Source organism: Bacteroides luti, from assembly GCF_900128905.1.
GTDB classification, from domain to species: Bacteria; Bacteroidota; Bacteroidia; order Bacteroidales; family Bacteroidaceae; genus Bacteroides; species Bacteroides luti.
Genome location: NZ_FQTV01000021.1, coordinates 1 through 25,908, shown reverse-complemented (window position 1 = coordinate 25,908; position 25,908 = coordinate 1). Strand labels below are relative to the sequence as shown.

Annotated in this window: 21 protein-coding genes and 2 riboswitches; of the genes, 6 read left to right on the top strand and 15 right to left on the bottom strand. The window is 36.9% G+C overall.

Annotation, left to right across the window (positions count from 1 at the left end; translation table 11 throughout):
* The first annotated feature begins 44 nt into the window (after positions 1-44).
* Positions 45-249: riboswitch (cobalamin riboswitch) on the top strand.
* A 216-nt stretch (positions 250-465) separates the two neighbouring features.
* Positions 466-876 (bottom strand): HU family DNA-binding protein, encoded by a 411-nt coding sequence (locus BUC21_RS14900; protein ID WP_073403873.1) that lies wholly within the window; start codon positions 874-876, stop codon positions 466-468.
* 280 nt (positions 877-1,156) lie between these two features.
* Positions 1,157-1,363: riboswitch (cobalamin riboswitch) on the top strand.
* Positions 1,364-1,437: 74 nt separating this feature from the next.
* On the opposite strand from BUC21_RS14900, the gene BUC21_RS14895 reads away from it, so the two are divergent.
* Genes BUC21_RS14895 through BUC21_RS14885 form a run of 3 tightly spaced genes read left to right on the top strand, consistent with a single transcriptional unit; the run spans position 1,438 to position 6,214 of the window.
* Complete coding sequence (locus BUC21_RS14895) at positions 1,438-2,190, top strand: DUF4465 domain-containing protein (protein WP_073403871.1); 753 nt, start codon at positions 1,438-1,440, stop codon at positions 2,188-2,190.
* 15 nt (positions 2,191-2,205) lie between these two features.
* The gene (locus tag BUC21_RS14890) at positions 2,206-4,218 is read left to right on the top strand and encodes a TonB-dependent receptor plug domain-containing protein (protein ID WP_073403869.1); all 2,013 of its coding nucleotides are present in this window, start codon (positions 2,206-2,208) and stop codon (positions 4,216-4,218) included.
* A 1-nt stretch (position 4,219) separates the two neighbouring features.
* A complete protein-coding gene (locus BUC21_RS14885; RefSeq protein ID WP_073403867.1) occupies positions 4,220-6,214 on the top strand; it encodes a YncE family protein in 1,995 nt (664 codons plus the stop codon).
* 163 nt (positions 6,215-6,377) lie between these two features.
* Here the strand turns inward: BUC21_RS14885 and BUC21_RS14880 are convergent, their stop codons facing one another.
* The 5 genes from BUC21_RS14880 to mutY form a co-directional block, all read right to left on the bottom strand.
* A complete protein-coding gene (locus BUC21_RS14880) occupies positions 6,378-7,001 on the bottom strand; it encodes a 4'-phosphopantetheinyl transferase family protein (protein WP_073403865.1) in 624 nt (207 codons plus the stop codon).
* A gap of 2 nt (positions 7,002-7,003) precedes the next feature.
* On the bottom strand, positions 7,004-7,606 hold the full coding sequence (gene gldD, locus BUC21_RS14875) for a gliding motility lipoprotein GldD (RefSeq protein WP_073403863.1): 603 nt from the start codon (positions 7,604-7,606) through the stop codon (positions 7,004-7,006).
* Positions 7,584-8,924: a gliding motility-associated protein GldE gene (gene gldE, locus BUC21_RS14870; RefSeq protein ID WP_073403861.1), complete on the bottom strand. Its 1,341-nt coding sequence runs from the start codon at positions 8,922-8,924 to the stop codon at positions 7,584-7,586. Before gldE ends, gldD begins: the two co-directional genes overlap by 23 nt.
* A gap of 111 nt (positions 8,925-9,035) precedes the next feature.
* Positions 9,036-9,473, bottom strand: coding sequence for a single-stranded DNA-binding protein (locus BUC21_RS14865; protein WP_073403859.1), 438 nt, complete (start codon positions 9,471-9,473; stop codon positions 9,036-9,038).
* An 88-nt stretch (positions 9,474-9,561) separates the two neighbouring features.
* Positions 9,562-10,602, bottom strand: coding sequence for an A/G-specific adenine glycosylase (gene mutY / locus BUC21_RS14860; protein WP_073403857.1), 1,041 nt, complete (start codon positions 10,600-10,602; stop codon positions 9,562-9,564).
* 163 nt (positions 10,603-10,765) lie between these two features.
* On the opposite strand from mutY, the gene BUC21_RS14855 reads away from it, so the two are divergent.
* Together BUC21_RS14855 and BUC21_RS14850 are read left to right on the top strand one after the other, a co-directional pair.
* Positions 10,766-11,041, top strand: coding sequence for an HU family DNA-binding protein (locus tag BUC21_RS14855; RefSeq protein ID WP_073403855.1), 276 nt, complete (start codon positions 10,766-10,768; stop codon positions 11,039-11,041).
* Positions 11,042-11,310: 269 nt separating this feature from the next.
* Positions 11,311-12,885: an Rne/Rng family ribonuclease gene (locus BUC21_RS14850; RefSeq protein ID WP_073403944.1), complete on the top strand. Its 1,575-nt coding sequence runs from the start codon at positions 11,311-11,313 to the stop codon at positions 12,883-12,885.
* A 60-nt stretch (positions 12,886-12,945) separates the two neighbouring features.
* On the opposite strand, the gene BUC21_RS14845 is transcribed toward BUC21_RS14850, so the two are convergent.
* The 9 genes from BUC21_RS14845 to BUC21_RS14805 all read right to left on the bottom strand — a co-directional run bounded on the left by BUC21_RS14845 (position 12,946) and on the right by BUC21_RS14805 (position 23,833).
* On the bottom strand, positions 12,946-14,244 hold the full coding sequence (locus BUC21_RS14845; RefSeq protein WP_073403853.1) for a sensor histidine kinase: 1,299 nt from the start codon (positions 14,242-14,244) through the stop codon (positions 12,946-12,948).
* 6 nt (positions 14,245-14,250) lie between these two features.
* On the bottom strand, positions 14,251-14,394 hold the full coding sequence (locus BUC21_RS16790) for a helix-turn-helix domain-containing protein (RefSeq protein ID WP_394332770.1): 144 nt from the start codon (positions 14,392-14,394) through the stop codon (positions 14,251-14,253).
* A complete protein-coding gene (locus BUC21_RS14840; RefSeq protein ID WP_394332769.1) occupies positions 14,395-15,606 on the bottom strand; it encodes a sigma-54-dependent transcriptional regulator in 1,212 nt (403 codons plus the stop codon).
* Between the two features lie 29 nt (positions 15,607-15,635).
* Positions 15,636-17,105, bottom strand: coding sequence for a TolC family protein (locus tag BUC21_RS14835; protein ID WP_073403842.1), 1,470 nt, complete (start codon positions 17,103-17,105; stop codon positions 15,636-15,638).
* 156 nt (positions 17,106-17,261) lie between these two features.
* On the bottom strand, positions 17,262-18,524 hold the full coding sequence (locus BUC21_RS14830; protein WP_073403942.1) for an ABC transporter permease: 1,263 nt from the start codon (positions 18,522-18,524) through the stop codon (positions 17,262-17,264).
* A gap of 1 nt (position 18,525) precedes the next feature.
* Positions 18,526-19,812 (bottom strand): ABC transporter permease, encoded by a 1,287-nt coding sequence (locus BUC21_RS14825; RefSeq protein WP_073403840.1) that lies wholly within the window; start codon positions 19,810-19,812, stop codon positions 18,526-18,528.
* 56 nt (positions 19,813-19,868) lie between these two features.
* Entirely contained in the window at positions 19,869-20,534 is a 666-nt protein-coding gene (locus BUC21_RS14820) for an ABC transporter ATP-binding protein (protein ID WP_073403838.1), read from the bottom strand.
* 21 nt (positions 20,535-20,555) lie between these two features.
* Entirely contained in the window at positions 20,556-21,800 is a 1,245-nt protein-coding gene (locus BUC21_RS14815) for an efflux RND transporter periplasmic adaptor subunit (protein WP_073403836.1), read from the bottom strand.
* Between the two features lie 821 nt (positions 21,801-22,621).
* A complete protein-coding gene (locus BUC21_RS14805) occupies positions 22,622-23,833 on the bottom strand; it encodes an ISL3 family transposase (protein ID WP_073403832.1) in 1,212 nt (403 codons plus the stop codon).
* A gap of 67 nt (positions 23,834-23,900) precedes the next feature.
* Between BUC21_RS14805 and BUC21_RS14800 the strand changes: the two genes are divergently transcribed.
* Positions 23,901-25,445 carry a TlpA family protein disulfide reductase gene (locus BUC21_RS14800; protein ID WP_073403830.1) on the top strand — a complete coding sequence of 515 codons (1,545 nt, stop codon included), beginning with the start codon at positions 23,901-23,903 and terminating at the stop codon, positions 25,443-25,445.
* The last annotated feature ends 463 nt before the right edge of the window (positions 25,446-25,908 follow it).

Below are 25,908 nucleotides of genomic sequence, written 5' to 3'. Positions count from 1 at the left end.
AAAATAAAAAAGATATCTTCTATATTGGTTCTCCTAAATTAATTATTAACTTTGCGGTGCATCGGTTCTCTGTTTTTACTTAAAACCAGAGATTAAAAGGGAATCAGGTGAAAATCCTGAACAGTCCCGCTGCTGTAAGTTTCTATAAAACGTTATAAGCAAACACTCAATACCACTGAACTATAGTTGTTCGGGAAGGAGCTTAATAACGGAAACGAGTCAGAAGACCTGCCATGCTTGTATTTCAACAGCTTTCGAGGACAGAGCCATTGAATCTTATAACCGTTTTGCAATATTCCGGTTATTCGCTATCATTTTTTATACTTAATACAATAAAAGCAATAGGATTATTATATCCTTTTGAAAGAGTGAAAACTTAATGACAATAGTATATTATCAATTAAACTCTGCCAAGTTTATTGAAAACACACCCGGTCGAAGTGATTCGCCCGGGCGTATTTTTTTCTATCTGTTTTGATGGATATTATCGTTATAACGTTCAAATCCTGCTGCATTGATTCTCTTTTTTGCCTGACGGGTAGCATTAAAAACCACATTCTTCAATTCTACAGATTCCGCACGAAAATCATCCTCCTCTTTTCCCGATTTAATTTGTGCAGTAAGCTGAAAAGTTCCGTAACCGTCAATAGTAACACTATGACCATCTTTCAGCTTTTCCTCAATACAAGCGAAAATTCGTGTAAATGCACTCAAAAGTTCTCCTTTCTTTGCCGACGAACCTCCACTGAGCTCTTCGGCCAAATCTTCTGTACGATAGTTATTTTTACTTTTTACGCTTACCCAATTAGATTTCTTCAACTCACCTGTTTTACTACTCTTAATAGCATAGGTGTGAACACTGTAACGAATTGCCATTTTTTCCTTTTTAGATTAAGTGATTACTCTTATCATATTAATTATTTAATCCCGAAAAACTATTTTTAGAGTCCCGACCCTAACAAAACAAGGTCGTGAGGCTAAATAATCAGGGTCGCGATCTCAATAAAGTAGGGTCTTGACCTTAATATTAATATATATAGACAAAGATAATAATTCTCTGAGAATAAACTGCTAATTGCCCGCCTTTACTTTTATAAGAGAAAAAAGATTAAATAAAGGAAAATGAAAGAAATAATTGTGAATATGGAATTTCTTTCTAACTTTGCGGTGCTTTGGTTCACTATATCTCCTTATCGGAGAAGTGATTAAAAGGGAATCAGGTGAAAATCCTGAACAGTCCCGCTGCTGTAAGTTTCTACAAAACGTTGTAAGCAAGCACTCAATACCACTGAACAATGAAGTTCGGGAAGGCGCTTACCAACGGAAACAAAGTCAGAAGACCTGCCAGACATTTTTAAGTATAAAGCTTGCGAGGAACGAGCTTATCACTAAGAAATTCAATTTTTTTATTACTTAATTTATAAAGACATAGACAAGATGAAAAAGATCTATTCTCTATTACTGCTTACTGTGGTAATACTTTGCAGTTGTGACAATAACGACGACAATTCTAATGTTATTGACAGTACAACCGTTACCTTAAATCTACAAGGAAAACTTAGTTCACCCGAATCTGAATTTACAGGAGTATTTAAGGACGAACCTGTTGGTTCATACAGCTACAAGAATACATTTGTAGATCAAACCGGATATTTTGTTTTTGATAGTTATGTAACAAGCTATTCATCTTTTGGTGGCGGATTTACTTATACTAATAAAACAGATAAAACAACTACAGGATATACCAACAACAGTGCAATTACTGGTACAGGAAAACTAAGTGCAACTTATATGACTGTGAATCCAAGTGCATACTCAACAGATAAATTTCATTTTGCAGGCAATTTAAGTCACACTATAAAAGGTATGTATGTAACAAACAGCACTTATGCTTACCTTTCTATGAAGAATGGAGACAATATTGCCAAGAAGTTTGTTGATGGCGACTGGTTAAAACTTACTGTTACAGGCTTGGATGCACAAGGAAACACTACTGGTACTGTAGATTTTTACCTTGCAGATTATCGCGATGGGAAAAAGATTTTGATAGATCAGTGGACTTGGGTTGATCTTTCAGCTCTTGGTCAGGCTGCAGAGGTTAAATTTAGCATGACTTCTACCGACAATGGAAATTGGGGAATGAATACTCCAGCATATTTCTGTATGGACGGATTTACAATCGAACTTTAATTACTTTACTTATAGATGTCTAACACTCGAAACATTATTCTCTCTTTAGTAATCTCTTTCTGCGCCTGTCTGCTTGTTAGGGCGCAGAAAGCAGATTCTGTTCGTGTTCACAAATTGGGCGAAGTAGTTATAAAAGAGAATAAAAAGGAAAAGGAGTTTCGTTCTACGACTCCTCTTCAGGTGTTGGATGCCAACCAATTAAAACAGTCCGGTTCACTTTTAGTATCGGATGCCGTAAAATTTTTCAGCGGAGTAGTTGTGAAGGATTATGGAGGCATTGGCGGATTAAAAACTATCTCGGTTCGTAGCCTGGGAGCAAACCACACAGCAGTGGTTTACGACGGAATTACGATTAACGATTCTCAAACCGGTCAGATTGATTTAGGGAAACTCACTCTCGACAATGTTGAGGAAATAAGCCTACTTAGCGGACAAGATGATAATATCTTTCAGGCGGCACGACTTTTCTCAGCAGCAAGTGTTCTGAATATTAAGAGTCCGGCTCCCGTATTCAACAAAAAAAAGACAAATGCCAGTGCTACTTTTAAAGGGGGAAGCTTTGACTTGCTTAATCCCGGTTTTCATCTGAACCATCAATGGAACAAAATATTTTCTTCTTCTGTAAACGTAGACTATATGCGGGCAGATGGAGACTATCCTTACACTCAGCTTAACGGAACTGCAACCGAAAGACTGAAACGCTTAAACTCTGATATAGAAACTGTAAAGACAGAGGCTAATTTGTTTGCACGTTTCAGCAATCACGAAAAAGCAAGTATGAAGGCTTACTATTATTTCTCAGACAGAGGACTTCCTTCTAATAAACTATATAATTCGCGGGCAACAGAACGATTAAAGGACAATAACTTCTTTGCTCAGGCAAATTATGAAAATAAGTTTTCCGATAGATGGAGTCTTTTAACGAACGGAAAATTTAACTGGGGATATAATAAGTACAGCAATCCCGATAATGCAACTTACAACGCCGCAACAGAAAACAACTATTACCAAAACGAATACTACCTCTCGGGCACTATTATGTACCGCCCTAGCCCGCTTCTGTCTTTTTCTTTGGCAAATGATGGTAGCATAAATACCATGAGGGCAGATATGGCAAACTTTGCCTACCCTACCCGCTTTACTTTACTAAATGCTTTTGCCGCCAAGTATGTAAATAATCGCTTTACAGCAACGGCACACATTCTATCTACTTTAACCCGCGAATCAGTTAGAACAGGAACAGCTGCCGATAATCGCAACCGCTTCTCTCCTTCTGTCAGCGTCTCTTATCAGCCAATAAAAAAAGAGAATCTTCGATTAAGATTACTCTATAAAGATATTTTCCGTCTGCCTACGTTCAATGATTTATATTACGGAACAATAGGTACACGGACTCTCAAGCCAGAACAGGCCAGCGAATACAGTGCCGGAGTAAACTGGATAAAGAACATCAATCACATAATTCCATTTATCTCTTTATCTGTAGACGGTTTCTATAACAGAGTAAGTAACAAGATAGTAGCCGTGCCTTCCAAGAATCTTTTTGTATGGAGTATGCAAAACATTGGAAGGGTTGATATTCGAGGAATGGAGGCTAATCTTGAAACTGCATTCAGCCTTAACAGCAAAATGAAGCTCACAGCTACCGGGAATTATACCTACCAAAGGGCAATGGATAAAACAGATAAGTACAATATGCCCGATAAGGTAACATATAATCACCAGATTCCTTATACGCCGCGCCATTCCGGATCTGCCCGACTTGGCTTTGAAACTCCGTGGATTAACCTGTCATACACGGTAATGACCTCGGGAGAACGTTTCTCAAACCAGTATAACGCACCGGAATATCGGTTAGATGGTTACACAGAACACAGTGCATCTGTATGGAGAACTTTTAAACTTAAAAGATTCAGCATTTCAGCTCAGGCAGAAGTCCTTAATCTTTTTGATAAAGAATATGAGATAGTACAAAATTATCCAATGCCCGGCAGACAGTTCAGAGGTAGCATTCGAATTATTTATTGATATGAAAAACAAAATATTATATATTATCCTGGTTCTCACTTTAATGGTCAGTGCATGCGACGATACTATCGTGCTGCAAGACACCGGAGATCATCCCACAGAAACCGAAACAGCAGGAATGTATATTCTTTGTGAAGGACTGTTTAACATGAATAACAGTACACTTTCTTACTACGATTTCAATAAAAGCGAAATGCTCTCTTTTCAGGATTCGGATAAGAAAGGAACTGATAAAACCAGCTATGATTACTTCAAAATGGCAAATGGCAGAAAGCTTGGTGATACGGCAAATGATTTGCAACGCTATGGATCCAAACTTTACTGTGCAGTTAATGTTTCCAGCCAAATAGAGGTATTAAATATATCAACGGGAGTTTCTCAGAAACAAATTCCTTTATTCAACGAAAATGGAGTGTCTCGTCAGCCCCGCTACTTTGCTTTTTATAAAGACAAAGCATATATCTGTAACTTCGACGGAACAGTAGCACGTATTGATACAACAACACTCGAAGTTGACGGAATTGTAAAAGTGGGACGTAATCCCGATGGTATCTGTGTGGCCAATGGAAAACTTTATGTTGCCAATTCCGGCGGACTGAATGAAACGAATCTGGATAACACAGTATCTGTAATTGATACGAAAACCTTTACCGAAACAAAGAAAATCACTGTCCGCAATAACTTAGGAACCATTCTTTCCGACGAAGCCGGAAATGTTTATGTGGTATCCCGCGAATCTTACAATTACACTATCGGAGACTATGATTGTAAACTGCACCGCATTGACAGCGAAACAGACAAGCTGATTAAAACCTACGACTTATCAGTCGTAAGCTTTACTATATACGGACATCTGGCATATCTGTACAGTTACAACTCAAACGTAGAAACCATTAAAGTTATGGATACTCGTACCGGAGAAATTATTGATGATAATTTTATTAAAGACGGAACCAAAATAACCCGTACATATAACATAGAGGTGAATCCTGTGAACGGAGATGTTTATATCTGCGATGCTCAGAACTATGTAATCAATGGTAGTATTGTTTGCTTCACTAAAGACGGAGTGCATAAGTTTACCATTGATGCAAAAGGTATTAACCCTAACTCTATTGTATTTACAAGTAGTAAAAGCACCAGTCAGCCATCAGATCCTTCAGATGACAGTAAGAGTTCATACGTTACAAAAGTACTTGAATACATTCCTGCACCGGGACAATTCGTGAATGTACTTCCCGAATATACTAACGGCGACAATGCAGCTTCAATGTGCGCTAAGTGTCTGGACTATTTCAATAAAGATTATGCAGTTTCACTCGGAGCATTTGGTGGATACATAACCGTGGGCTTTGACCATACCATTGCCAATGTTTCGGGAGAATATGATATTAAAGTGCTGGGAAATGCATTCGATGGCAGTGCCGAACCGGGTATTGTTCTAGTTTCTGCCGACACCAACAAGGATGGATTACCTAACGATGAATGGTACGAATTGAAAGGTTCGGAATACAGCAATGCATCCACCATTCACAATTACGAAATTACCTATTATAAGCCTGGCGGCTCAACAGATAATGTACGCTGGACAGATAATCAGAATAAGAATGGATATGTTTTGCATAACTCCTATCACGCACAAGCTTATTATCCGCAATGGATTAGCGAAGAAACAATGACCTTCAACGGTTGCCGTCTTCCCGACAATGGAGTATATAGTTCCACACAAGGGAAATGGATTATGGCATCTTACAGCTATGGATATGCCGACAACCAATCAAACACTTCAGATGGTTGCAAGCTAAAGTTCGATTGGGCTGTAGACAAGAATGGCAATAGTGTAACCGTAAAAGGAGTCGATTTTATAAGAATATACAGTGCGGTCAATCAATACTTAGACACGGTTGTAGGAGAAATCTCGACAGAAGTCTCCGGAGTAGAAGATCTTCATCCTACACAAAGTGGTGAATCTTCCATCCTGACTAAAAGCCGTTAAACAGATCTGTTTTCAGATTAAATAAAAATTCAATTCGGTAAAGCATTAACCATTTACCGAATTCATTATCAAACTAATTAGATAACCAACAACTTATAGAATTCCAGTAAAACACCATTTTATAATTTAGGCAAGAGCAGAAAGAACAGATAGATCAGAAAGATCAGCACCAGGTAATCACAAAATCAGGATGAGTTTGATAATAGACAAGGAAACATTGTTGAGCATCTGTCTTTAACTCTTTTGCATTAAACGCACCTTTCTCTTCCGGAACAAACGGTTCTATCAGCAAATACTTTTTAAAGTCGGCCACTTGTTCTCCAAGCACCTTGAAAACCGTTTCTTTACCCGACCAGTACAATAGCAAGTGATATACTTCTTTATCAGGATTAACAGCCTTCATTTCCTCTTCACTCAGGAACTTTGCGCCAAGTTTAAGAATCCTTTCTCCATATTGCTCAATATCTATTCCAACTTTCTTTTGAGCACTCAGGATAACCGCTACATATCCACGAGTATGAGAAATACTGATATAAAAAGATTGATCCGACAAATAAGGCATACCTGAAGGATAATATTCAATTTGCTTCTCTTCTCCGCAAAGACTTTTCAAAAGAGCACGAACTGAAAGCCATTCCAATCGTCTGCCTTTGGCAGATAGATGCAGCATTTGCTCTTTTATCTGAGATGGATCGGAAAAAAGCGAAAGCAAATCATCTTCCGTTTCTTCCATTTTCCAGATACCCCATCTGCAATCAGCTTCAATATGTGTTTCAAAAACTGCCATGCTTAATGAGATTTTACTTTAAACGATTCCATAATACGAATAATGTCTTTACGAATATAGTTCAATGCCGGTGCAATAGAATCAGCATCCGGTGTCATATTAAAGTAGAGAGAAGCATTGAAAAAATAGTGATTGCTATCCGTTAAAGCTATCTGAACAGGAGTTGCAACATTACCTTGAATATCATATAATATTCCATGTACATGAGACAAGTCGTTATCATATCTCTTTTCATTTATTCCCGTAGCCACAGTTGAATGCTGATAAGCCATTTTCCGGCTTTCTTCTGCAAAATCCCGGAATTTATCAGAGGTTATGGCATGATAAGTACAGTATAGCTGCGCATTCAGAGTAGGATAAATCACATTACAGAAGTACTCTCCCGGCTTATTCTTCTGCCAGGTAAACTTTGCCTGATTAGACAAATCGAAAGTAAATGGCAAAGAATCCGTAGTGGAAGCATAAACAGCTTTTGGAAAATTCAATTTAGAATTCGCCTTCTCCTTCTTTCCGGATACAGGAAACGAACAAGCCACCATTACCAAAAGCAATAATAGCATGAGATAGATACCCATAAAAACTTTATATGTCCGCTGTCTCTTCATGGATAGTTAATTTAACCTTTAAAATACGACGTTCATCCATCTTCAACACTTCAAAGTCATAACCTTTATAACTTAGAACTTCATGCAAAGCCGGAAATTCACCTTTTATTTCCAACAGTAAACCAGCAAGAGTATCAGCATCTCCAGCTATTTGTTCAAATGTAGCATTATTTATATTGGCTATCTTGTAGAAATCAGTGAGCAAGGTTTTCGCTTCAAAAATATAATTATTATCATTCAACTTAACGAATGTATTTTCTTCTTCGTCATATTCATCGCGTATCTCTCCAACTATTTCTTCTATAATATCTTCCATGGTGACAATTCCGGAAGTTCCGCCAAACTCATCCACAACAATAGCAATGTGAATTTTATTTGCCTGAAAGTCTCTCAGCAAATCATCAATCATTTTTGTTTCCGGCACAAAATAAGCCGGACGGATAAGCGACTGCCAACGAAAATTATCAGCTTTATTCAAATGAGGAAGTAAGTCTTTTATATAAAGAATCCCTTTAATGTTATCTCTCGATCCTGAATATACAGGAATACGTGAATAAACGTTTTCAATAATGCACTGCAGTACCTCTTTATAAGACGCCTTAATACTCAAATCAACTACATCTAAACGTGAAGTCATAATCTCTTTTGCCGTTTCACCACCAAAACGAATAATCCCTTCCAATATCTGCTTTTCGTCAGACAAATCTTCCTTGTCAGTCAGTTCAAGCGCATGAGATAATTCATCAACCGACAAACCATAGCTTTTTCTTGCCTGATATTTATTAGTATAAGTATTAGAGCGAATCAAAATCAATACAATTGGCAAGAACAGATATTCAAGAACTGTTATAATTGGAGCCGCAAACCTACAAAAGGAAAGCGTATGTTGCGCTGAATAAATTTTAGATATAATCTCACCAAAAAGCAACAAGACTATAGTTAATGCAAAAGTAAAGATTAAAACTCCCATCAAGGTTGCACTTTCATTACTAAAAACTTCCAAAAAGAATGCATTACATAGCATTATTATTGCTACGTTGACAAACATCTTAGCTACATGAATAGTAGCCAATAAACGATTGGATTTCGCAAGAAGAGAACTGAGAGTCCTATCTGAAAGGTTATTACCCAATCCGATGCTATTCAAGTCGGAGGTTGATAGAGAAAAAAAGGCTTTCTCTGAAGCAGAAGTAAAGCCCGAAACAAACAATAGCAGAATAGCTGAAAGTAATGCTATTTCTGCAAAAAAAGAGGAAGAGTTTACGGTTACACCGCTAAAAACAGTTGCCAATTGGCATAAAAACGTATCCGGGTCCAAAGAATTTAATTTTAGTTAGACATCTTGTTCGAATTATGAATATAATTTATGCAATATGAAGCAGATAGCATGCACTATCTGATTCATATTACACAATTCATAATTCCTCAATTAAAAGGGTAAATCATCTGTTGAATTATCCTGGGAAACAGGCTGAGATTGCACCGGTGCACTCTGAGGCTGTGCCTGCTGAGGTGCATAAGGCTGATTGCCTCCCTTTGGAGTAAGCATTTCCATAGCATCTGCAAAAATCTCGGTAATATAACGTTTTGCTCCACTTGGATCGTCATAAGAACGAGTTCTTATTTTCCCTTCAATATATAATTTATCACCTTTATGAACATATTTTTCGGCTACTTCAGCCAATCCTCTCCATAAAACAATATTATGCCATTCAGTTCTTTCAGGAACTTGTGTGCCATTGGCCAAAGTATATCCTTTATCTGAAGTTGCCAATGTAAAGTTTGCTACTGCTACGCCACTATCCAGGTATCTAACATCAGGATCTTTCCCAACATTTCCAATCAATATCACTTTATTTACAGACATAAAAATTAGTTGTTTTATTTATATATTAATTATTTTGCCTTCAAAAATAATCAGAAATACAACATTAAGCAAGTATTAAGTAATTAATTTATAAATATTTCTCTAAGAAGCTGTGTATCAAACGAGAGACTGCATACTTGTCAATATCTGCTATTAAAACCTTTAGATATGAAGAAAAAGAAGTTGAATTATCTGGTAAAATAACTTCATAAAAATTAGTGTAAATTACTCTGTGAGAAAGTACATGTTTTACATTCTTGCTTAAACAACGAATAACCGGTTTCTCATTCGGAGCGAATAACTGCTGAAATTCCGGTAAGGCAAACAACTCTTCCTCACCGAGTGACTTGTTTGATTCAACTAATGGAAATTCAAACAAATTCTTCCAAATATCATTTTCACTTCGCTTATTTAAAAAGGTATACGCGCCCATGCGTACATATAAATAATTAAAATACCTGTTGGTTGTCTTCGTTTTGTTTTGTTTCACTGGCAAGATGTTTACCAGATTATCCTTTAAAGCCAAACAAGAGTCGGCTAGCGGACAAGATAAACATCCCGGAGAAGCCGGAGTACATTGCAATGCACCGAAATCCATTATAGCCTGATTATAAATTCCAGGTTTTGATTTATCAAGAAGCTCACCCGCCAAAGAAGCAAACAACTTTTTCCCTTCAGTTGAATCTATAGGAGTCTGAATACCCAGATAACGAGACAATACCCGGTATACATTTCCATCCACAACAGCATAAGGTAAATTGTAAGCAAAAGAGCAGATTGCTGCAGCCGTGTACTCTCCTACACCCTTAAGAGCCAAAATATCAGAATAAGTATCAGGAAAATCTCCTTTGATACTTTTTGCAGCTGCATGTAAGTTGCGTGCACGAGAATAATATCCCAAACCTTGCCAGTATTTCAAGACTTCATCTTCATCAGCTTCAGCCAATGATTTTACTGTTGGAAATCTTTCCACAAACCTCAGAAAATAATCATACCCCTGAGCAACACGAGTCTGTTGCAGTATAATTTCTGAAATCCAAATCAGATAAGGATCCGATGTTTCCCGCCAAGGTAATATTCGCTTATTAGCTTCGTACCAATCTATAATTTTATCGCTAAATTTGTCCATTTTTAAATCGAAATAACGCCATTTTCGCAAAAGTAAAGCAATAAACGGTAAACAACCTACTTTTTTATAAAAATCTTAAGCATATATTTTTTTGAGAACCTAAAAAGCTATATATTTGCATTCCAAAAAATTAGAAGTACGTATAACATAGATTTTTTTAAAAATGACAAAAGCAGATATTGTAAACGAGATTGCTAAAAACACAGGAATTGATAAAACTACAGTGCTTACAACAGTAGAAGCATTCATGGATACAGTAAAAGATTCCTTATCAAATGAGGATAACGTTTATTTGCGTGGTTTTGGTAGTTTTGTAGTTAAGAAAAGAGCACAAAAAACAGCTCGTAATATTTCAAAGAATACAACTATCATTATTCCGGAGCACAACATTCCGTCGTTTAAACCTGCAAAGACATTTACTATTGCAGTAAAGAAATAATTAACAAGAGTATTAACCATAAAATTTTGAAGCTATGCCAAGCGGAAAGAAGAAAAAAAGACATAAAATGTCTACTCACAAGCGTAAAAAAAGACTAAGAAAGAACAGACATAAAAGCAAGAAATAATTTTTAGTCTGAATGACAGAAAATAAAGAACAAACTTGTAAAGACAAATGTCTTGAAGTTTGTTCTTTGTGTAAAGAGGAACTTCAATGAACAATAAACTATGTTTTACTGTTCATCACTTAAATTAATAAAGAAACATATTGTGACAAGCGAACTGGTAGTAGACGTACAACCCAAAGAAATTTCCATTGCACTTCTTGAGAACAAGAGTTTAGTGGAACTTCAAAGTGAAGGAAGAAATCTTTCTTTCTCCGTGGGAAATATGTATTTAGGCCGCGTAAAGAAATTAATGCCCGGTTTAAATGCTTGCTTCGTGGATGTAGGTTACGAAAAAGATGCTTTTCTTCATTATTTAGATTTAGGTCCTCAATTTAATTCTCTACAAAAGTACGTTAAACAAACGTTAAGCGACAGAAAGAAGCTTAATCCCATTACAAAGGCAACTATCCTTCCTGATATTGAAAAAGAGGGAACAATCTCTAATACACTAAAAGTAGGACAGGAAATTGTTGTTCAAATTGTAAAGGAACCAATTTCTACTAAAGGGCCAAGATTGACAGCCGAGATTTCCTTTGCAGGAAGATATTTAGTGCTTATCCCCTTTAATGATAAGGTTTCTGTATCACAAAAAATTAAATCAAGCGAAGAACGTGCCCGCCTGAAACAGCTTTTACAGAGCATAAAGCCAAAAAACTTTGGTGTAATTGTTCGTACGGTAGCTGAAGGTAAAAGAGTGGCAGAGCTTGATGGAGAACTTAAAGTTCTTTTAAAACATTGGGAAGAAAGCATAACTAAAGTTCAGAAGGCTACCAAGTTTCCAACTCTCGTTTACGAGGAAACCAGCCGAACTGTTGCATTGTTGCGTGATTTGTTTAACCCTTCTTACGAAAACATTTATATCAATGACAAAGATGTTTTTGAAGAAGTAAAGGATTATGTTACCCTCATTGCCCCAGAGAGAACCGAAATTGTAAAGTTGTACAAAGGACAACTTCCTATTTATGACAATTTCGGCATTACCAAACAGATTAAATCATCATTTGGGAAAACCATATCTTATAAAAGTGGCGCATACCTTATTATCGAACATACTGAAGCCCTTCATGTGGTTGATGTTAATAGTGGTAACCGTGCTAAAGGCACAAATAGCCAGGAAGGAAATGCTTTAGAAGTAAACCTGGGTGCAGCCGATGAGATAGCAAGACAACTCCGTCTCCGTGATATGGGAGGAATTATTGTTATCGACTTTATAGATATGAATGAGGCAGAAAACAGACAGAAACTTTACGAAAGGATGTGTGCAAATATGCAGCTCGACAGAGCCAAGCATAACATTTTACCACTTAGTAAGTTCGGGCTGATGCAAATAACCCGTCAACGAGTTCGTCCGGCCATGGATGTAAATACAAGTGAAATTTGCCCAGCCTGTTTTGGGAAGGGAACTATTAAGCCTTCCATTCTGTTTACAGATTCTTTAGAGAATAAAATTGATTACCTGGTAAATAAATTAAAGGTAAAGAAATTCACACTTCACATCCACCCGTATATTACAGCCTATGTAAATCAAGGATTTATCTCCTTAAAACATAAATGGCAAATAAAATACGGATTTGGAATTAAGATTATCCCTAATCAGAAACTGGCCTTTCTGGAATACAAATTCTATGATTCAAATGGCGAGGAGATTGATATGCAGGAAGAAATCGAAATTAAATAAAAAGAAAGAGGCTACCTTATTAGTGTTAGCCTCTTTTTTTGCTTATCTACGATAACGGATTTACTCAAATAAAATACGGAAACGGGTTAATCCGTCATCATAAGTTCGTAATGAAAAAGTGCAACCATGTTTAAGGAGCACCTCACGAATAAATATCAAGCCTATTCCCTGCCCTTCAGGCTTGGTTGAAAAGAAAGGGCTAAATAGTTTTGCAGCAGTTTCTTTGTTAATGCCTTTCCCGTTATCAGCTACTTCCAGGCATATCGGGTTATTGGTTGTAGTTATTATAATTTCACCCTGACTTTCAATGCTCTCAGCCGAGTTTTTAATGATGTTGACCATCACTTGTTCAAACAGACTAGCATCCACCATAACCTCATTCAGGTTCTCTGAAAGACGAAGAGTGATAGAGATATCACGATCATGGCAAATGTTTTCCATGAACATCTTGCAGGAATTAACCAGCGTATTCAAATCCTGTCTGCGTAAATCGGGTTCGGGTATCTTTACTACATCAGCAAAGTTTGTTATAAAACGGCTCATGCTAAAGCATCTGTCAATACATACCCGCATCACTTCACGAATATCTTCTGTATTCTCAACTTCGGTCAAGGTAGATTCTACAGTGTCTAATGTAGAAGTAATACCGGCGGTTGTGTTATTCACTTCATGAGCAATCATACGAATAACTTTCTCATAAGCCTTCTTCTCGGCCTTCATCACCTCGTCGGTCAGACTTTCAATCAATATAAAAGGATGCTGAAATCCCTGATCAATAAAAGAAGAGTAAGTACATTTGTATATATTCGAGTCATTCAGCTGCACAGTGCGTATATCATTAAAAGATAATGTAGCCAGTTCTTCAGCCAATAGTGAATCAATATCCTGAAGCTTTTTATTAGCGACCTCTTCCACTGAATGGATACCAAGAACTTTTATAGCTGCCGGATTCAGAGATGTTATTTTTTCATCAAAATTGAGGATTATCACTCCCATCGGAGAAGCTTTAATAAGCAAATCCAGAAAATTATTTTGCTCTCTAAGACGAATACGTTCATTCTTCAACTGCTCCATCATACGGTTAAAGATATTCACTACCCTGTCCGCTTCATATTGCCCCACCGGACTAAGGCGTGAACTAAAGTCCTGCTCTCTAAGCAAATCCATACCATTGCCAATAGTATTGAGAGGCTTTACTATTTTTTTATAGAAAACAATCAGTAGAAATATAGCAACCACAATAAGACCTTCTACCAGATAGAACATCCACGATTCTTTCTGAACAACAATACTTGTCAGCAAAGAAAGAATAACCAGCAGTAAAAATGCAAATATCCAGAAGAGGCTTTTAACTTTCATACCCAGCTAATAATTTATTCCATATTTTTCCAGTCGGCGATAAAGAGCCGCCCTGCTTATTCCTAACGACAAAGCTACCTGAGAAATATTACCGTTCTGTAAATCGAGAGCCTGAAGAATAGTATGTTTTTCTATTTCATCCAATGTCATTCAGGGCTTAATTACAGATTTCAGATCATCTCGCCGCTGATACTGACCTTCAAAGTCGGACGCTTCGAGCACTTCCTTTCCGCTAACAAGAATAGTGCGTTCTACCAGATTCTTCAACTCACGGATATTTCCCGGATATGGAAGCGATTGTAAAAAAGAAAGAGCTTCCGAGGAAAATTTAACCGGAGCCATAAAATTCTGTTTTGCTTGCTGATCGGCAAAATGTCGGGCAAGCAAAGGTATATCATCCTTCCTTTCTCTCAAAGAAGGCAGGTGCACAGTAATGAGATTTATACGATAGAAAAGGTCTTCCCGGAAAGTGCGTTCGCCAACCATACTACGCAGATCGCAATTCGTGGCACTAACCACACGCACATCTACTTTGCGCGGACGGCTATCGCCAAGCACCTCAAACGTTTGGTCCTGCAAAACACGCAAAAGCTTTACCTGACATGACATATCCAGATCTCCTATTTCGTCTAAGAAGATAGTTCCCTTATTTGCCATTTCAAAGCGTCCGGTTCTATCCGATGAAGCATCTGTAAATGCCCCCTTCTTGTGGCCAAACATCTCACTTTCGAACAAGCTTTGAGATATCCCTCCCAGATTGACCTTGACAAACGGTTCCTTTGCACGGGTACTATTCATGTGAATAGCCTCAGCAATAAGTTCCTTTCCCGTGCCACTCTCGCCGGTTATAAGTACAGATGCATTTGTGCGGGCTATACGGCTCACGGTATTAAGCACCCCCATTAATGCAGGCGATTTACCAATGATTTTATCAAAGCGGAATTTGCCATCCATCTCCGTACGGTTCATTACCTGAGGCACTTCTTGTTTCTGGGCGTATAGATCGAGAGCAGTGCGGATGGACTTCAGCAGCATTTCATTGTTCCATGGCTTGGTTATGAAATCGAAAGCCCCAGTCTGCATTCCCTGAACAGCCAGAGCAATAGAGCCCCAGGCGGTCATCAGTATTACGGGAACATCCGGACAGAATATCTTTACTTGTTTAAGTAAAATCAATCCTTCTTCTCCGGTGGTTGTCAGAGAAAAATTCATATCCATAAGTATCAGTTCCGGAGCAACAGAACGTACTATTTCTATTGCAGCCTTCGGATTAGAAACAGCTTCAGCTTCATAGCCTACCCTTTTCAGAAGGAAAGTCAGCGAAGAACGAACGGCCTGATCATCGTCTATTATTAAAATCATGTTTCAATGAGTTTTTGCAAATATAATCATTATTTTTTCACAATCTCAGCAAATTCTGCATCAAGAGTTTTATTCTTTTGAAAATCGAATAAGGTCAGACTACGAATCTGATAGTAGTAATACCAGTACTTATAAAGTTCGGAAATGTGCTTTTGCTTGGCATCATCCTTACTTGTCTGCGCATCATTAAGGTCGAGTGTATTAATTTTGCCAATAAGGAAGGTTTCTATTGACGTTTTGTATCTTTGTTGCGCTATGTCATCGGCCTCAGCAGCAATATTGAGCTGCATGGCCTGATTATTGAAATGCTCAACCAGCAAGAAGATATCCTGATTAAAATCCATCTGTTCCTGTTTAATCTTCGATTCAATTACCTCTCTGTTACTTTCGGCCACCTTAACCTTGCCGCGACGCTTCCCCCAATCGAGAATAGGAATCTTAACACCAACCGACACAATCTGATTATTCATCAAATCCTGATAAGAAGAGTTGAAACTATTATTCAACCCCGTATATCCTACCGAAGCGTAAAGGTCAATGCTCCGCAAAGCACCTTTAGCCGATGCCACATTATAATCAGCTTCCAATTGTCGTCTTCTTATGTTTTTCGCAAATGAATTATTTTCATGCGCCTTCTCAAGCACAGACTGATAGTCGACATGCATAACCGGAACAATAGAAGGAATTTCGGGTTCTATATTATCCTGTTCGCTCAAACCAAGAAACGAACGAAGCTGAAACATTTTCGCATTCAGGTTACTTTCCATATCGGTAACAGTTCCTTTAGATTTTAGTGCTGCAAGCTTAAGTTGCAACAGCTCATTCTCCGATATCTGTCCCATTGTTCTTTTTGCTTTGGCAATCTCATAAAGCTTGTCGGCATTCTGAAGATTCTGGCGGGCTATTTTCAGATTTTCCTGAGCCAGAATAAGCTCAAAGAAATCTGTAATTGTCTTCATTGTTACCTTCTCGGTGCTCTCTATATAAGCAGCCTTAGCTTCAGCATATCTTACCGGTTCTATTTTTCTCTTCCATTTAAGGTTGTTCACATTAAATATAGGCTGGGTAAGTGTGAGGCCTACAGGCACACTCATGTATTGATGTGTACCTCCGGAACTCAATTGCTTCAGATAATCGAGAGAGGAAGTAAGCGAAAGTTTACCGCCAGTAACCCATATATTCTGATCTACGGAGAATTTCCCGGAAAGTCCCAGATAATTGTTGGGCACAAAAGTGTACGACCCATCACTTTCCTGATAAGAACTGTAGCTCTTGTTGTAAGCTGGAAGCGTTCCGGAAAAGTTAACCTCAGGAAGCATATCCGCTTTATGCGTACGATATTCCCAATAAGCAGTTTTCAGCTCGTTGAGTGATACCGCAGCATCCACACTTTGCACTCTTGCCAGAGATATTGCATCATCAAGCGATAACTGTTTCTGCGCATTTGCCTCACAGGAAATTGCAGAAAGAATAATGATTAATATTACTACTAAAACCATACATTTAAATTATTAAACCGAACTTCATTTTATTCTTGTACAAAAGATTGATTTCTTCTGTACAAAAGAATTAATTGTTTTGTACAGAAGATTGTATTCTTTTGTACAAGAGTGCAAACACCTTCCGTTATATTCTAAAAACCTTCCTGCAGCAATTTACTGTTCGTGAAGAACTTCCGCCGGTTGTATCTTCATAGCCTGACGAGCCGGATACCAGATACCAAGTATTATCATAAATGCCATTAACAAATAAGTTATGAGCATTCCGCAGATGAACCGCACAAACGTAAAATCCATTCTGTCTACATCAACCAAATCGGCTTTACCAATATTAAAAGATATAATGCCTGCAGGAATAATGGCAAGTGTAAGCAATATCACTCCTTCGGCAATAAGTAGTCTGAATAAACTGGTACGTGTAGATCCAACAGCCAATCGCAAGCCCATTTCTGCTTTTCTGTAATCCGTACGAAACCAAAATGTTCCAATAATGCCGAGGAAGATATTAACCAATAGGAAAGCAATAACTGCCATACGGGTTTTTAGTTCATTAAAATCTCCTGTCATTTTAAAATAAGAATCGCGTATATCTGCAAACGATTTTACATCAAGCAGAAAAAAGTTACCTACTCTTGATAGGCTAATCATGTCTTTCCTAAATTTGGAAATAAAATTGTGATCGGCTTCCGGAGAAACACGGATACAAAGATCTAATCCGGAAAAATAGTCTGAGGAATTTACTTTAGTCATTTCAGATTCTTCATTTCCCAAAAACGCACATGGATATTTTTTCGCAAACTCACTATAACGGATGTAAGAACAAATACCGGTAACCTTCTTACTTACAGAATCTACTTCAGACTGGCTCAATGTCTTCCCAAGAGCAGAACGTCCCTCTCCCATTAATTTCAAATCAGCATCCTTAGATATCACAATTGAATTCTTTTGCTTAAAGTTAGAAACCAACGATTCTATTTTGCCATCGGGAGTAGTTACACGAAAAACACGAAAGAAATCGGGAGTAATAAAACGGAGTTGTAAATTCACTTGCGCTGTGTCAAGCTGATAATTATTAAATGAGTTTGCTCCGCAATAAGGATATGCACAAGACGAAATGCTTACTGCCTCCACTCCCGGATAATTACGAATGCGGTTCACGATGGTTAAATAATCTTCACCAACGGTTGTTTTCTTTTTATCTGTAGGTATATAATCCTCACTCTCCAATGACATTTGATCCAAGTCTACTTTGTAAGTATGTTCAATATCGAAGCCTGTAGGAGTATAATATGTATTTACAGTAACATATAGAAAATCTATGATAAACCAAAGAAATATAGAAACCAAAAACAACTCCATCCATAACCAGGAGTTAGTAATACGTTGTACCCAAATCTGTTTTAGAATATGTTTAATCATCTTATCTATCATTTAAAGCATTAACAATATTGGTTCGAGAAGCCTTCCATGCAGGGATTCCAGCACTCAGCATATTCAACAACATACAAAATAGCAGTGCATAAAGAAATACGGAAGATTTAAACAGCATTTCTATGCTAAGAGAAGAACTTCCGGCTAGATAACCGTCCATTGAACTGCTTAATAGCCATTCTTTCATAAAATACACTGAAACAAAAGAAAAGAAAAGCCCCACTATTCCTCCTAAAATGGTAAGCACAAAGTTCTCATATAAAATTTGTCCCAACAACTCCTTTCTATTAGCGCCAAACGCTTTTCTTACCCCTATTTCTGCCATTCGTTTTCTCATACGAGATAGAGTCATTCCCGATAGATTAATGGCAGGGACAAGTAACAGAATTACAAGAACTATGCTATATTTAATGACGGTTTCTTTCACCTTTGCATCCTCATTTGCCCATCTACGAGTCATTTGTACAAACTGTGTATCTGGTTGTCCACGTAAAATAAGATTTTGACTTTTTTGTCCAGCATTCAGTGCAATTACGTTCCGATTAACTTCGTTACGGATTTTATCAAAATCAGAACTATTCCGAGCCAAAATATAACATCGGAAAGACCCTAACAAGCCTTCACTCCAATCTTCATAAAATGGCCTTTTAATTACCGTATATGGAACCCATGCCTGAGCATAAGCAGCTTCGGCTAAGGTAGATACATCTTTTACCACACCAGATATTGTATAATCTATATAACTAAAACGAATAGGTTTGCCAATAACATCAATATTACCATATAGGTGGCGAGCCAGACTTTCAGTAATCACTGCTTTTTTTATGCCACTTTCAAACTCTTCTTGCACAAATGGTTTACCTTTCAGGAAAGAGAATTCAAATACCTTCCAAAATGCAGCATCAGTAAAACTTACATCGCATTTTAAATCGGTTGTTCCCCCCGGAATATTAGCCAACTTCGGTTGGTAAGGAAGTATGCCGGTCACAGCCTCTGCACTTTTCAACGTATAAAAACACTCTTTTACTACTCTGGAGGAAAGCATCGAATTTGAATTCCAGTCAGGATGTTTCTTATCAACAATCCCCGCCCACTTTACAGTCAGCATTCTGTCACGGTGAGTTTCCGGTTCATAGTTAGCCGTCTTTACTTCATAGACAATGACAATGACCATTATCATAGATATGGCAAGGGCTGTTCCTATAATAGAGATTGCACTCAGCAGTTTATTCTCCTTCAGCAAGTGCAATGTCTGATTTAAATATTGTTTATACATTCTATTATCTGTTATTGATTAATTATATTCATTAAGCTCTTCAGAAAACCAGCTGATTATTGTATTTGTCGTCCGTCAAAGAAGCGAACAGTACGTGCAGTTTGTTTTGCCTGACGTTCATCGTGTGTAACCATTACAATGGTGCGTCCGTCTTCTTTATTAAGTTTGTGTAGAATATCCATAACCTCTGCTCCCATTTTAGAATCCAGATTACCGGTAGGCTCATCGGCAAGAATAATATCCGGATTACCAATAATGGCACGGGCAATAGCAACACGCTGGCACTGACCACCCGATAGCTGAGTTGGGAAATGGCGCATACGGTGACTTAAACCTACTTTCTCCAAGACTTCCTGTGCTCTTTTTTTTCTTTCGGAAGAAGAAACTTTGCGATAAAGTAATGGAAGCTCAACATTATCAATTACGTTTAATGAATTGATTAAGTGAAAACTCTGGAAAACAAAGCCTAATTTCTGATTACGAAACTGAGCCAGTTCTTTATCTTTCATATTTATGGTTTGAATACCGTTTATCTCTATTTTACCGGATGTTGGCGCATCAAGCAATCCCATAATATTCAACAAGGTAGACTTCCCACATCCGGAAGGCCCCATAATACTTAAGAACTCACCTTTTTGTACTTCCAGGTTTACATTCTCCAAAGCTATTGTTTCAATCTCGTCTGTACGATAAATCTTGTTTAATTCTGTAAGCTTAATCATAATTATAAGTATTTTAATTTCTTATTTAATCTTCAGTTTAGATCTATTCTTGTAATTTGTCATATCGCTAACCACTACCTGATCGCCCGGTTGTAATCCGGATATAACCTCTACATATTGAAAATTGCTATCCCCCAGGCGAACTTTACGCTTCATAAGGTTGTTTCCGTTTTGTACAAACAAGTCGTACTCACCGGCCCCGGCATAATAAGAACCATTGGCAATGCGCAATACGTTTTCTTTTACAGCATTCATTATATATACATCTGTCTTTAGTCCGGAACGCAGGCGTGGGCTATGATCGTTCTTCAACTGTACGGTAAAAGAAATAACACCATTTTTGGAAAGTGGAGTAACACTGCTAACGGTTCCTTCAAGCTGTTCGCTTCCAATCTTTACAATAACTTTTCCTCCGGCGCTAACCCGGTCACTGTAAGTATCGGCAATCTCACCTTCTACTTTGAAATGAGAAAGATCTGATATTATAGCCACCTGTCCGCCTTGAGAAATCTGAGCCCCAATTTGATTATTGATAAAAGTAAGAATGGCTTTTCGTGGAGAACGTATCCGTGCATCATCAAGAACACGTTTTGTTTCGGCCAGTGATTTACGGAAGATATTGAAATCGAGTTGCTGAACTTTCAATTCGGCTGCTGCAATCTGACATTCATTATTATATTGTTGTTTCAGTTGTTCAAGTTCCAACTTAGCAACATTATAGCTAAGTTCGGCTTGTTTTACTTTATCGGTTGTGCCGGCACCCAGACTATCCAGATAATGCTCATTACGAAGTTCCACCTTCATGCGGCTCAGTTTCATGGCAGATACTTTTATCTGCATGTTCATATCACTAAGCTTGGTCTTATTATTAACCTTCAGTTGTTCCAGCTTATACTTACGCATCTGTTCTTCATCCAGAAGTTTATTATAATCTGTCTCTGCACTTTGAAGATCGAGCTTCAGGATTGGCGTACCTACATCTACTGAATCGCCCCCCTTTTTGTATACTTCAAGAATTCTGGAGTTGATAGGAGAATTAATAATCTCTTCGAATGCCGGAGCCACTTTACCCGATGCACTCACAGACACCTCTATAGTACCCTTTTCTACATTAGAAAAGACCAAATCTTTTCTGTCGACTCCTGCACGCATAAAAGAGATTAAAGCAACAACTAGAATTACTGAAACTGTCCCGATTAAGGAAAACTTGATTATTTTCTTTCTACGTTCTTTAAGCTGAACATCTTTTGGAATTTCTCTGTCCATAAAATACGAATGTTTACATTTTATATGAACATAGTAGTCAAAGTACGTGCCAAAGTACTAACTATCTAATAATGAGATGATATATATAAAACAGAGTGTTCGATAATGAACACTCTGTTCGTTTTATAAATTGAAGATAGTACAGATAGCCTTATCTTTATGAACACAAATACTCCGGCCTTTTATGCATATTAAATCAATATTATGCTAAAACAGAATTGTATCAACACTGATTATCAATATTTTATCTTTAAATAGGTGGCACAGGTGGCAGTAAAAAAGAGCTTTTTTGGTTTCCAGAAATAAAATTTTAAAAATTATGCAAATTGCGGAATTTTCAAAAAATAATTTTCAGAACCGGAAAAAGTATTATTTCTCTGCCACCTGTGCCACCTAGTATTTTTGTATAGTAAAGAAATCAGTTACAAAAGATAACTATGAAATAACTATTAATGATTGTAATTGGTTGTTTGTTACAAGAATTTTGTATATTTGTATTACAACTTAAATCTAAATATAAAAGACTATATGATAGACTATAAACATTTATCTAACTTTAAACATGATGGAAGCTGGTGCATTCCCAACTCACGTTCCTATTTTGACGCTTATTCTCATCAATTTAACAAATTAAGCTGGAATGAAATATTAGAAAATTTAGCATTCTTGGCTTTCAATGGGATGGACTTGATAGAGATAATCAGGACATATAAAGAATCTCATTCTGAAACCACTCTTAAATCATTGAAAGATTCGTTACTCCACCTTTTACATAAACAAACTAATTAATTATATATATCCAATGACTAAAAACTTCTGGTTCATCCGACAAATGCGTAGTTCTTCTCATGCATTGCCAAAATTTTAAGTTCAAAGAACCTTTGATCTCTATATCCATATGCTTGTCTTTTCATTGTTTTGATTTTGTTATTAATACCTTCCAATCTTCCTGTTGATATATGATAATCATACCATGCTAACACTCCCCACTTATGAGCTTTTAGTGTATTTGCAAAGGTTGTAAGTTTGGGGATTTTGGCTTGATATGCCTGTTCTATCCAAGCGTCCAATTCTTTGATAGCCTGCTCTTTATTTACTTGTGTCCATATTTCTTTCAAACTTTCTTTCAGATAGTATGCTTTCATCAAGGGCTCATTCAGCTTCAAGGCATTATCAAGTCTGGACTTGAATTGGTTATCAAAGATGTCTTTGCCATTGCATAGTAATAACCATCTAGTTCCTTTAAACACTTTTCGTTTATTCAGATCCTTTTCCTCTCTGTAAACACTTCTACGTATTTCATCCAAAGCATCATTCATGAGTTTGACTACATGAAAGTGATCAAATACCAGAGTTGCTTCAGGTATATTCGTCATGACAGCTGAAACAAAAGCTGGAGATAAATCTGTAGCAACGGCCTTGATGACAGCATCGGATTTCTTTAGTTTCTTCCAAAAAACATCCAGAGAATCAGCACCTTTTCCATCGCCTATATATACAACTTGTCCTGTAAGAAGGTTTACTACGATTGTTTTGTAGACATGACCTTTTGCAACTGCGAACTCATCAATGCCAATATATTCAAGTTCGCTCAGATCAGGGCACCCATAATGTCGCTGTAGATAACGTTTTTGGATATCCTTTACCGTATCCCAAGAAAGATGAAGGAAATGAGCAACATCCTTTATAGTACCTAAACGGGAGAGTTCAACTACCAGGCGAGCCAGGCGATTCGTATAAGAACGCTTGCCTGTAATAAAATGAATATTCTCCTGACGAATGCAATGACAATCTTTGCATTCTAGACGCTGAACTTTCATTTCTAAAAATACAGGTTTATGCCCTATGGGTACTCCGCGAAAACGACGAATAGTACTACCGGAGCGAATAAAGTGCCGACTCTTACAACAAGGACAACGAAGTTTTTCGGAACGGGTTTGGACTTCAAAGATAATACTCTTATCTTCGTAGCGTACGCGGGAGCATTCTTGCTCACAAACGCCAAAGGCGTGGTACAGAAAGCTGGTATTCATAATATTGTTTGATTGGACTCTACAATATAATGATTTACCAGCTTATTTTTATATAGCAACTACGCATTTGTCGGATGAACCAAACTTCTTCTATTTACGATTTATTATTATAACCGGAATATATAACTTACTATTTTCAAATGTAGCAGTAGGTAATAACAAACTGCCCGATCCTGTAATTAAAGTCAGAACAGCCCAAATATATGGCAATATAAGTAATCTGAAACTTTCAGAAGGAGAAGAGGATGTTACCATTGGAGTCAGTGTTTACAATCCTATTACCGGTCAAAATAACTATAAAACAAATCTGGATAAAAATAATAGGTTTTCTCTTAACGTCCCGCTTGAATGCAGCACAGCTATAGTTGGTTTTAATGTTCAGACAAAAACAAAAGGCTATGTTTCTTGCGTTGTTGGTTTAGACCAAGACAAAGAGTTGCAAATGAATATTGTTTTTGATGATAAAGGCGATATGAAAATCGATGCTAAAGGCGGGCTTAATTTAACCTCTGATGACATGAAGAATATCGGTCAGGCAATAATACTCTTTGATACACACTATACATGGGGTGATTATTATAAAATGACACCTGAAGAATTTGCAGAACATGAATTAAATATAAGCCTTAAAGAAAGAACAAATATTGCATTAGATTCTCTGGCTTTATCTGAAAAAATTAGAGAGTATCTGGTTAAATCATTCAACCTAGGTTATTTCAAAGGACGGCTTTTCTACTATAAAGATGCTGCAGAAAATAGTTTTAAAGGAGCAGGAATTAAAATCCCTGCTGATTATAAAGCAGCAGAACCAGAAAAATCATATTATTCATTTCTCAGCAAATTCAATCTGAATGATCCACAATATTTATATAGTTATTCTTATTCTGGTTTTATAAAAGCGTTTTTGTCTATTAAAGCATTTAATATTCCTCAAATTAATGATATGCCAGTTGATGAATGGCTTAAGGTGGTAAAAAATAAGGTTAAGGATGTTGTTGGCTTTGATTCGGGTTTGTTCTATGACATGCTTGCAGCAAATGCATATGCCATCCAGTTAAATTACAGGAATAAACCATTGACAAATAAACAACTGGAAAATATTAAATATTACTACAAAGATAGGAATTGCGGAATTGAAGATATTCTAATCAAAAATAATAAAGAAATAATAAAAACTCTTGAAAGCAACAAGGATCTAAAAATAAATAAAACCCCTGCTATAGCAAAAGAAAAACTAATGGATGCCATCATTGCCAAATACAAAGGGAAAGTTGTTTTAGCCGATTTCTGGGCTACGTGGTGCGGTCCATGTAAGAGCGCTTTTACAGATATTATACCATTAAAAAAAGAACTCAAAGGTGAAGACGTAGTTTTTGTTTATGTATCGAATGTTACTTCTCCTAAAGAATCATGGGAAGCACAAATTAAGGTAATTGGGGGCGAACAATATTACCTTACAGCTGATGAATGGGAATATATACTGAATAACCTTGGATTTGATTCAATACCGACTTATCTATTATATGATAGAAGTGGTGTATTGAAAAATAAAGTCACCGGTTTTCCCGGCAAAGATAAAATGCATGAAATGATAAATAAAATATTACCATAAAACTTCAATTTGTCTTTAATAAGTCATTAAATAATATTATAATGAAGAGAAAACTAATATTGTCTATTGAATTTACACCCTCTCCACCTAAAAACATATCCAACTGATAATCAAACATCTTTATTACTCTAAAAAGTGCTTAGCTGGAAATTGCTGTATAAAACGATATGAATTACTGCCATTCAGCCCTAAAAGTACTTAATAAGAAAAGGGTTATTAGTAATTTATTGGCGGGAGGTTGAGATAAACATGTACATGTTCGGAATCAATCATGTACATGTTTGTTCCCAATCTTGTACATGTTTGGATTAAGCAAACCTGAATAAATCATTAGTTTGTACTAAACTGTGTACTAAACTGATTCCAGTGGTTCTTTTGCAATTTAGTTGAAAGGACGTATCGTTATAGTTCCTAAAGAACTCTGATAAAACAAAACTTCTTCAAGTTTTTTGTATAATATAAT

Coding starts and splice junctions, on each gene's coding strand:
- BUC21_RS14900 (WP_073403873.1), bottom strand. CDS start 876: ATGGCAATTCGTTACAGTGTTCACACCTATGCTATTAAGAGTAGTAAA.
- BUC21_RS14895 (WP_073403871.1), top strand. CDS start 1,438: ATGAAAAAGATCTATTCTCTATTACTGCTTACTGTGGTAATACTTTGC.
- BUC21_RS14890 (WP_073403869.1), top strand. CDS start 2,206: ATGTCTAACACTCGAAACATTATTCTCTCTTTAGTAATCTCTTTCTGC.
- BUC21_RS14885 (WP_073403867.1), top strand. CDS start 4,220: ATGAAAAACAAAATATTATATATTATCCTGGTTCTCACTTTAATGGTC.
- BUC21_RS14880 (WP_073403865.1), bottom strand. CDS start 7,001: ATGGCAGTTTTTGAAACACATATTGAAGCTGATTGCAGATGGGGTATC.
- gldD (WP_073403863.1), bottom strand. CDS start 7,606: ATGAAGAGACAGCGGACATATAAAGTTTTTATGGGTATCTATCTCATG.
- BUC21_RS14865 (WP_073403859.1), bottom strand. CDS start 9,473: ATGTCTGTAAATAAAGTGATATTGATTGGAAATGTTGGGAAAGATCCT.
- mutY (WP_073403857.1), bottom strand. CDS start 10,602: ATGGACAAATTTAGCGATAAAATTATAGATTGGTACGAAGCTAATAAG.
- BUC21_RS14855 (WP_073403855.1), top strand. CDS start 10,766: ATGACAAAAGCAGATATTGTAAACGAGATTGCTAAAAACACAGGAATT.
- BUC21_RS14845 (WP_073403853.1), bottom strand. CDS start 14,244: ATGAAAGTTAAAAGCCTCTTCTGGATATTTGCATTTTTACTGCTGGTT.
- BUC21_RS16790 (WP_394332770.1), bottom strand. CDS start 14,394: ATGACATTGGATGAAATAGAAAAACATACTATTCTTCAGGCTCTCGAT.
- BUC21_RS14840 (WP_394332769.1), bottom strand. CDS start 15,606: ATGATTTTAATAATAGACGATGATCAGGCCGTTCGTTCTTCGCTGACT.
- BUC21_RS14835 (WP_073403842.1), bottom strand. CDS start 17,105: ATGGTTTTAGTAGTAATATTAATCATTATTCTTTCTGCAATTTCCTGT.
- BUC21_RS14830 (WP_073403942.1), bottom strand. CDS start 18,524: ATGATTAAACATATTCTAAAACAGATTTGGGTACAACGTATTACTAAC.
- BUC21_RS14825 (WP_073403840.1), bottom strand. CDS start 19,812: ATGTATAAACAATATTTAAATCAGACATTGCACTTGCTGAAGGAGAAT.
- BUC21_RS14820 (WP_073403838.1), bottom strand. CDS start 20,534: ATGATTAAGCTTACAGAATTAAACAAGATTTATCGTACAGACGAGATT.
- BUC21_RS14815 (WP_073403836.1), bottom strand. CDS start 21,800: ATGGACAGAGAAATTCCAAAAGATGTTCAGCTTAAAGAACGTAGAAAG.
- BUC21_RS14805 (WP_073403832.1), bottom strand. CDS start 23,833: ATGAATACCAGCTTTCTGTACCACGCCTTTGGCGTTTGTGAGCAAGAA.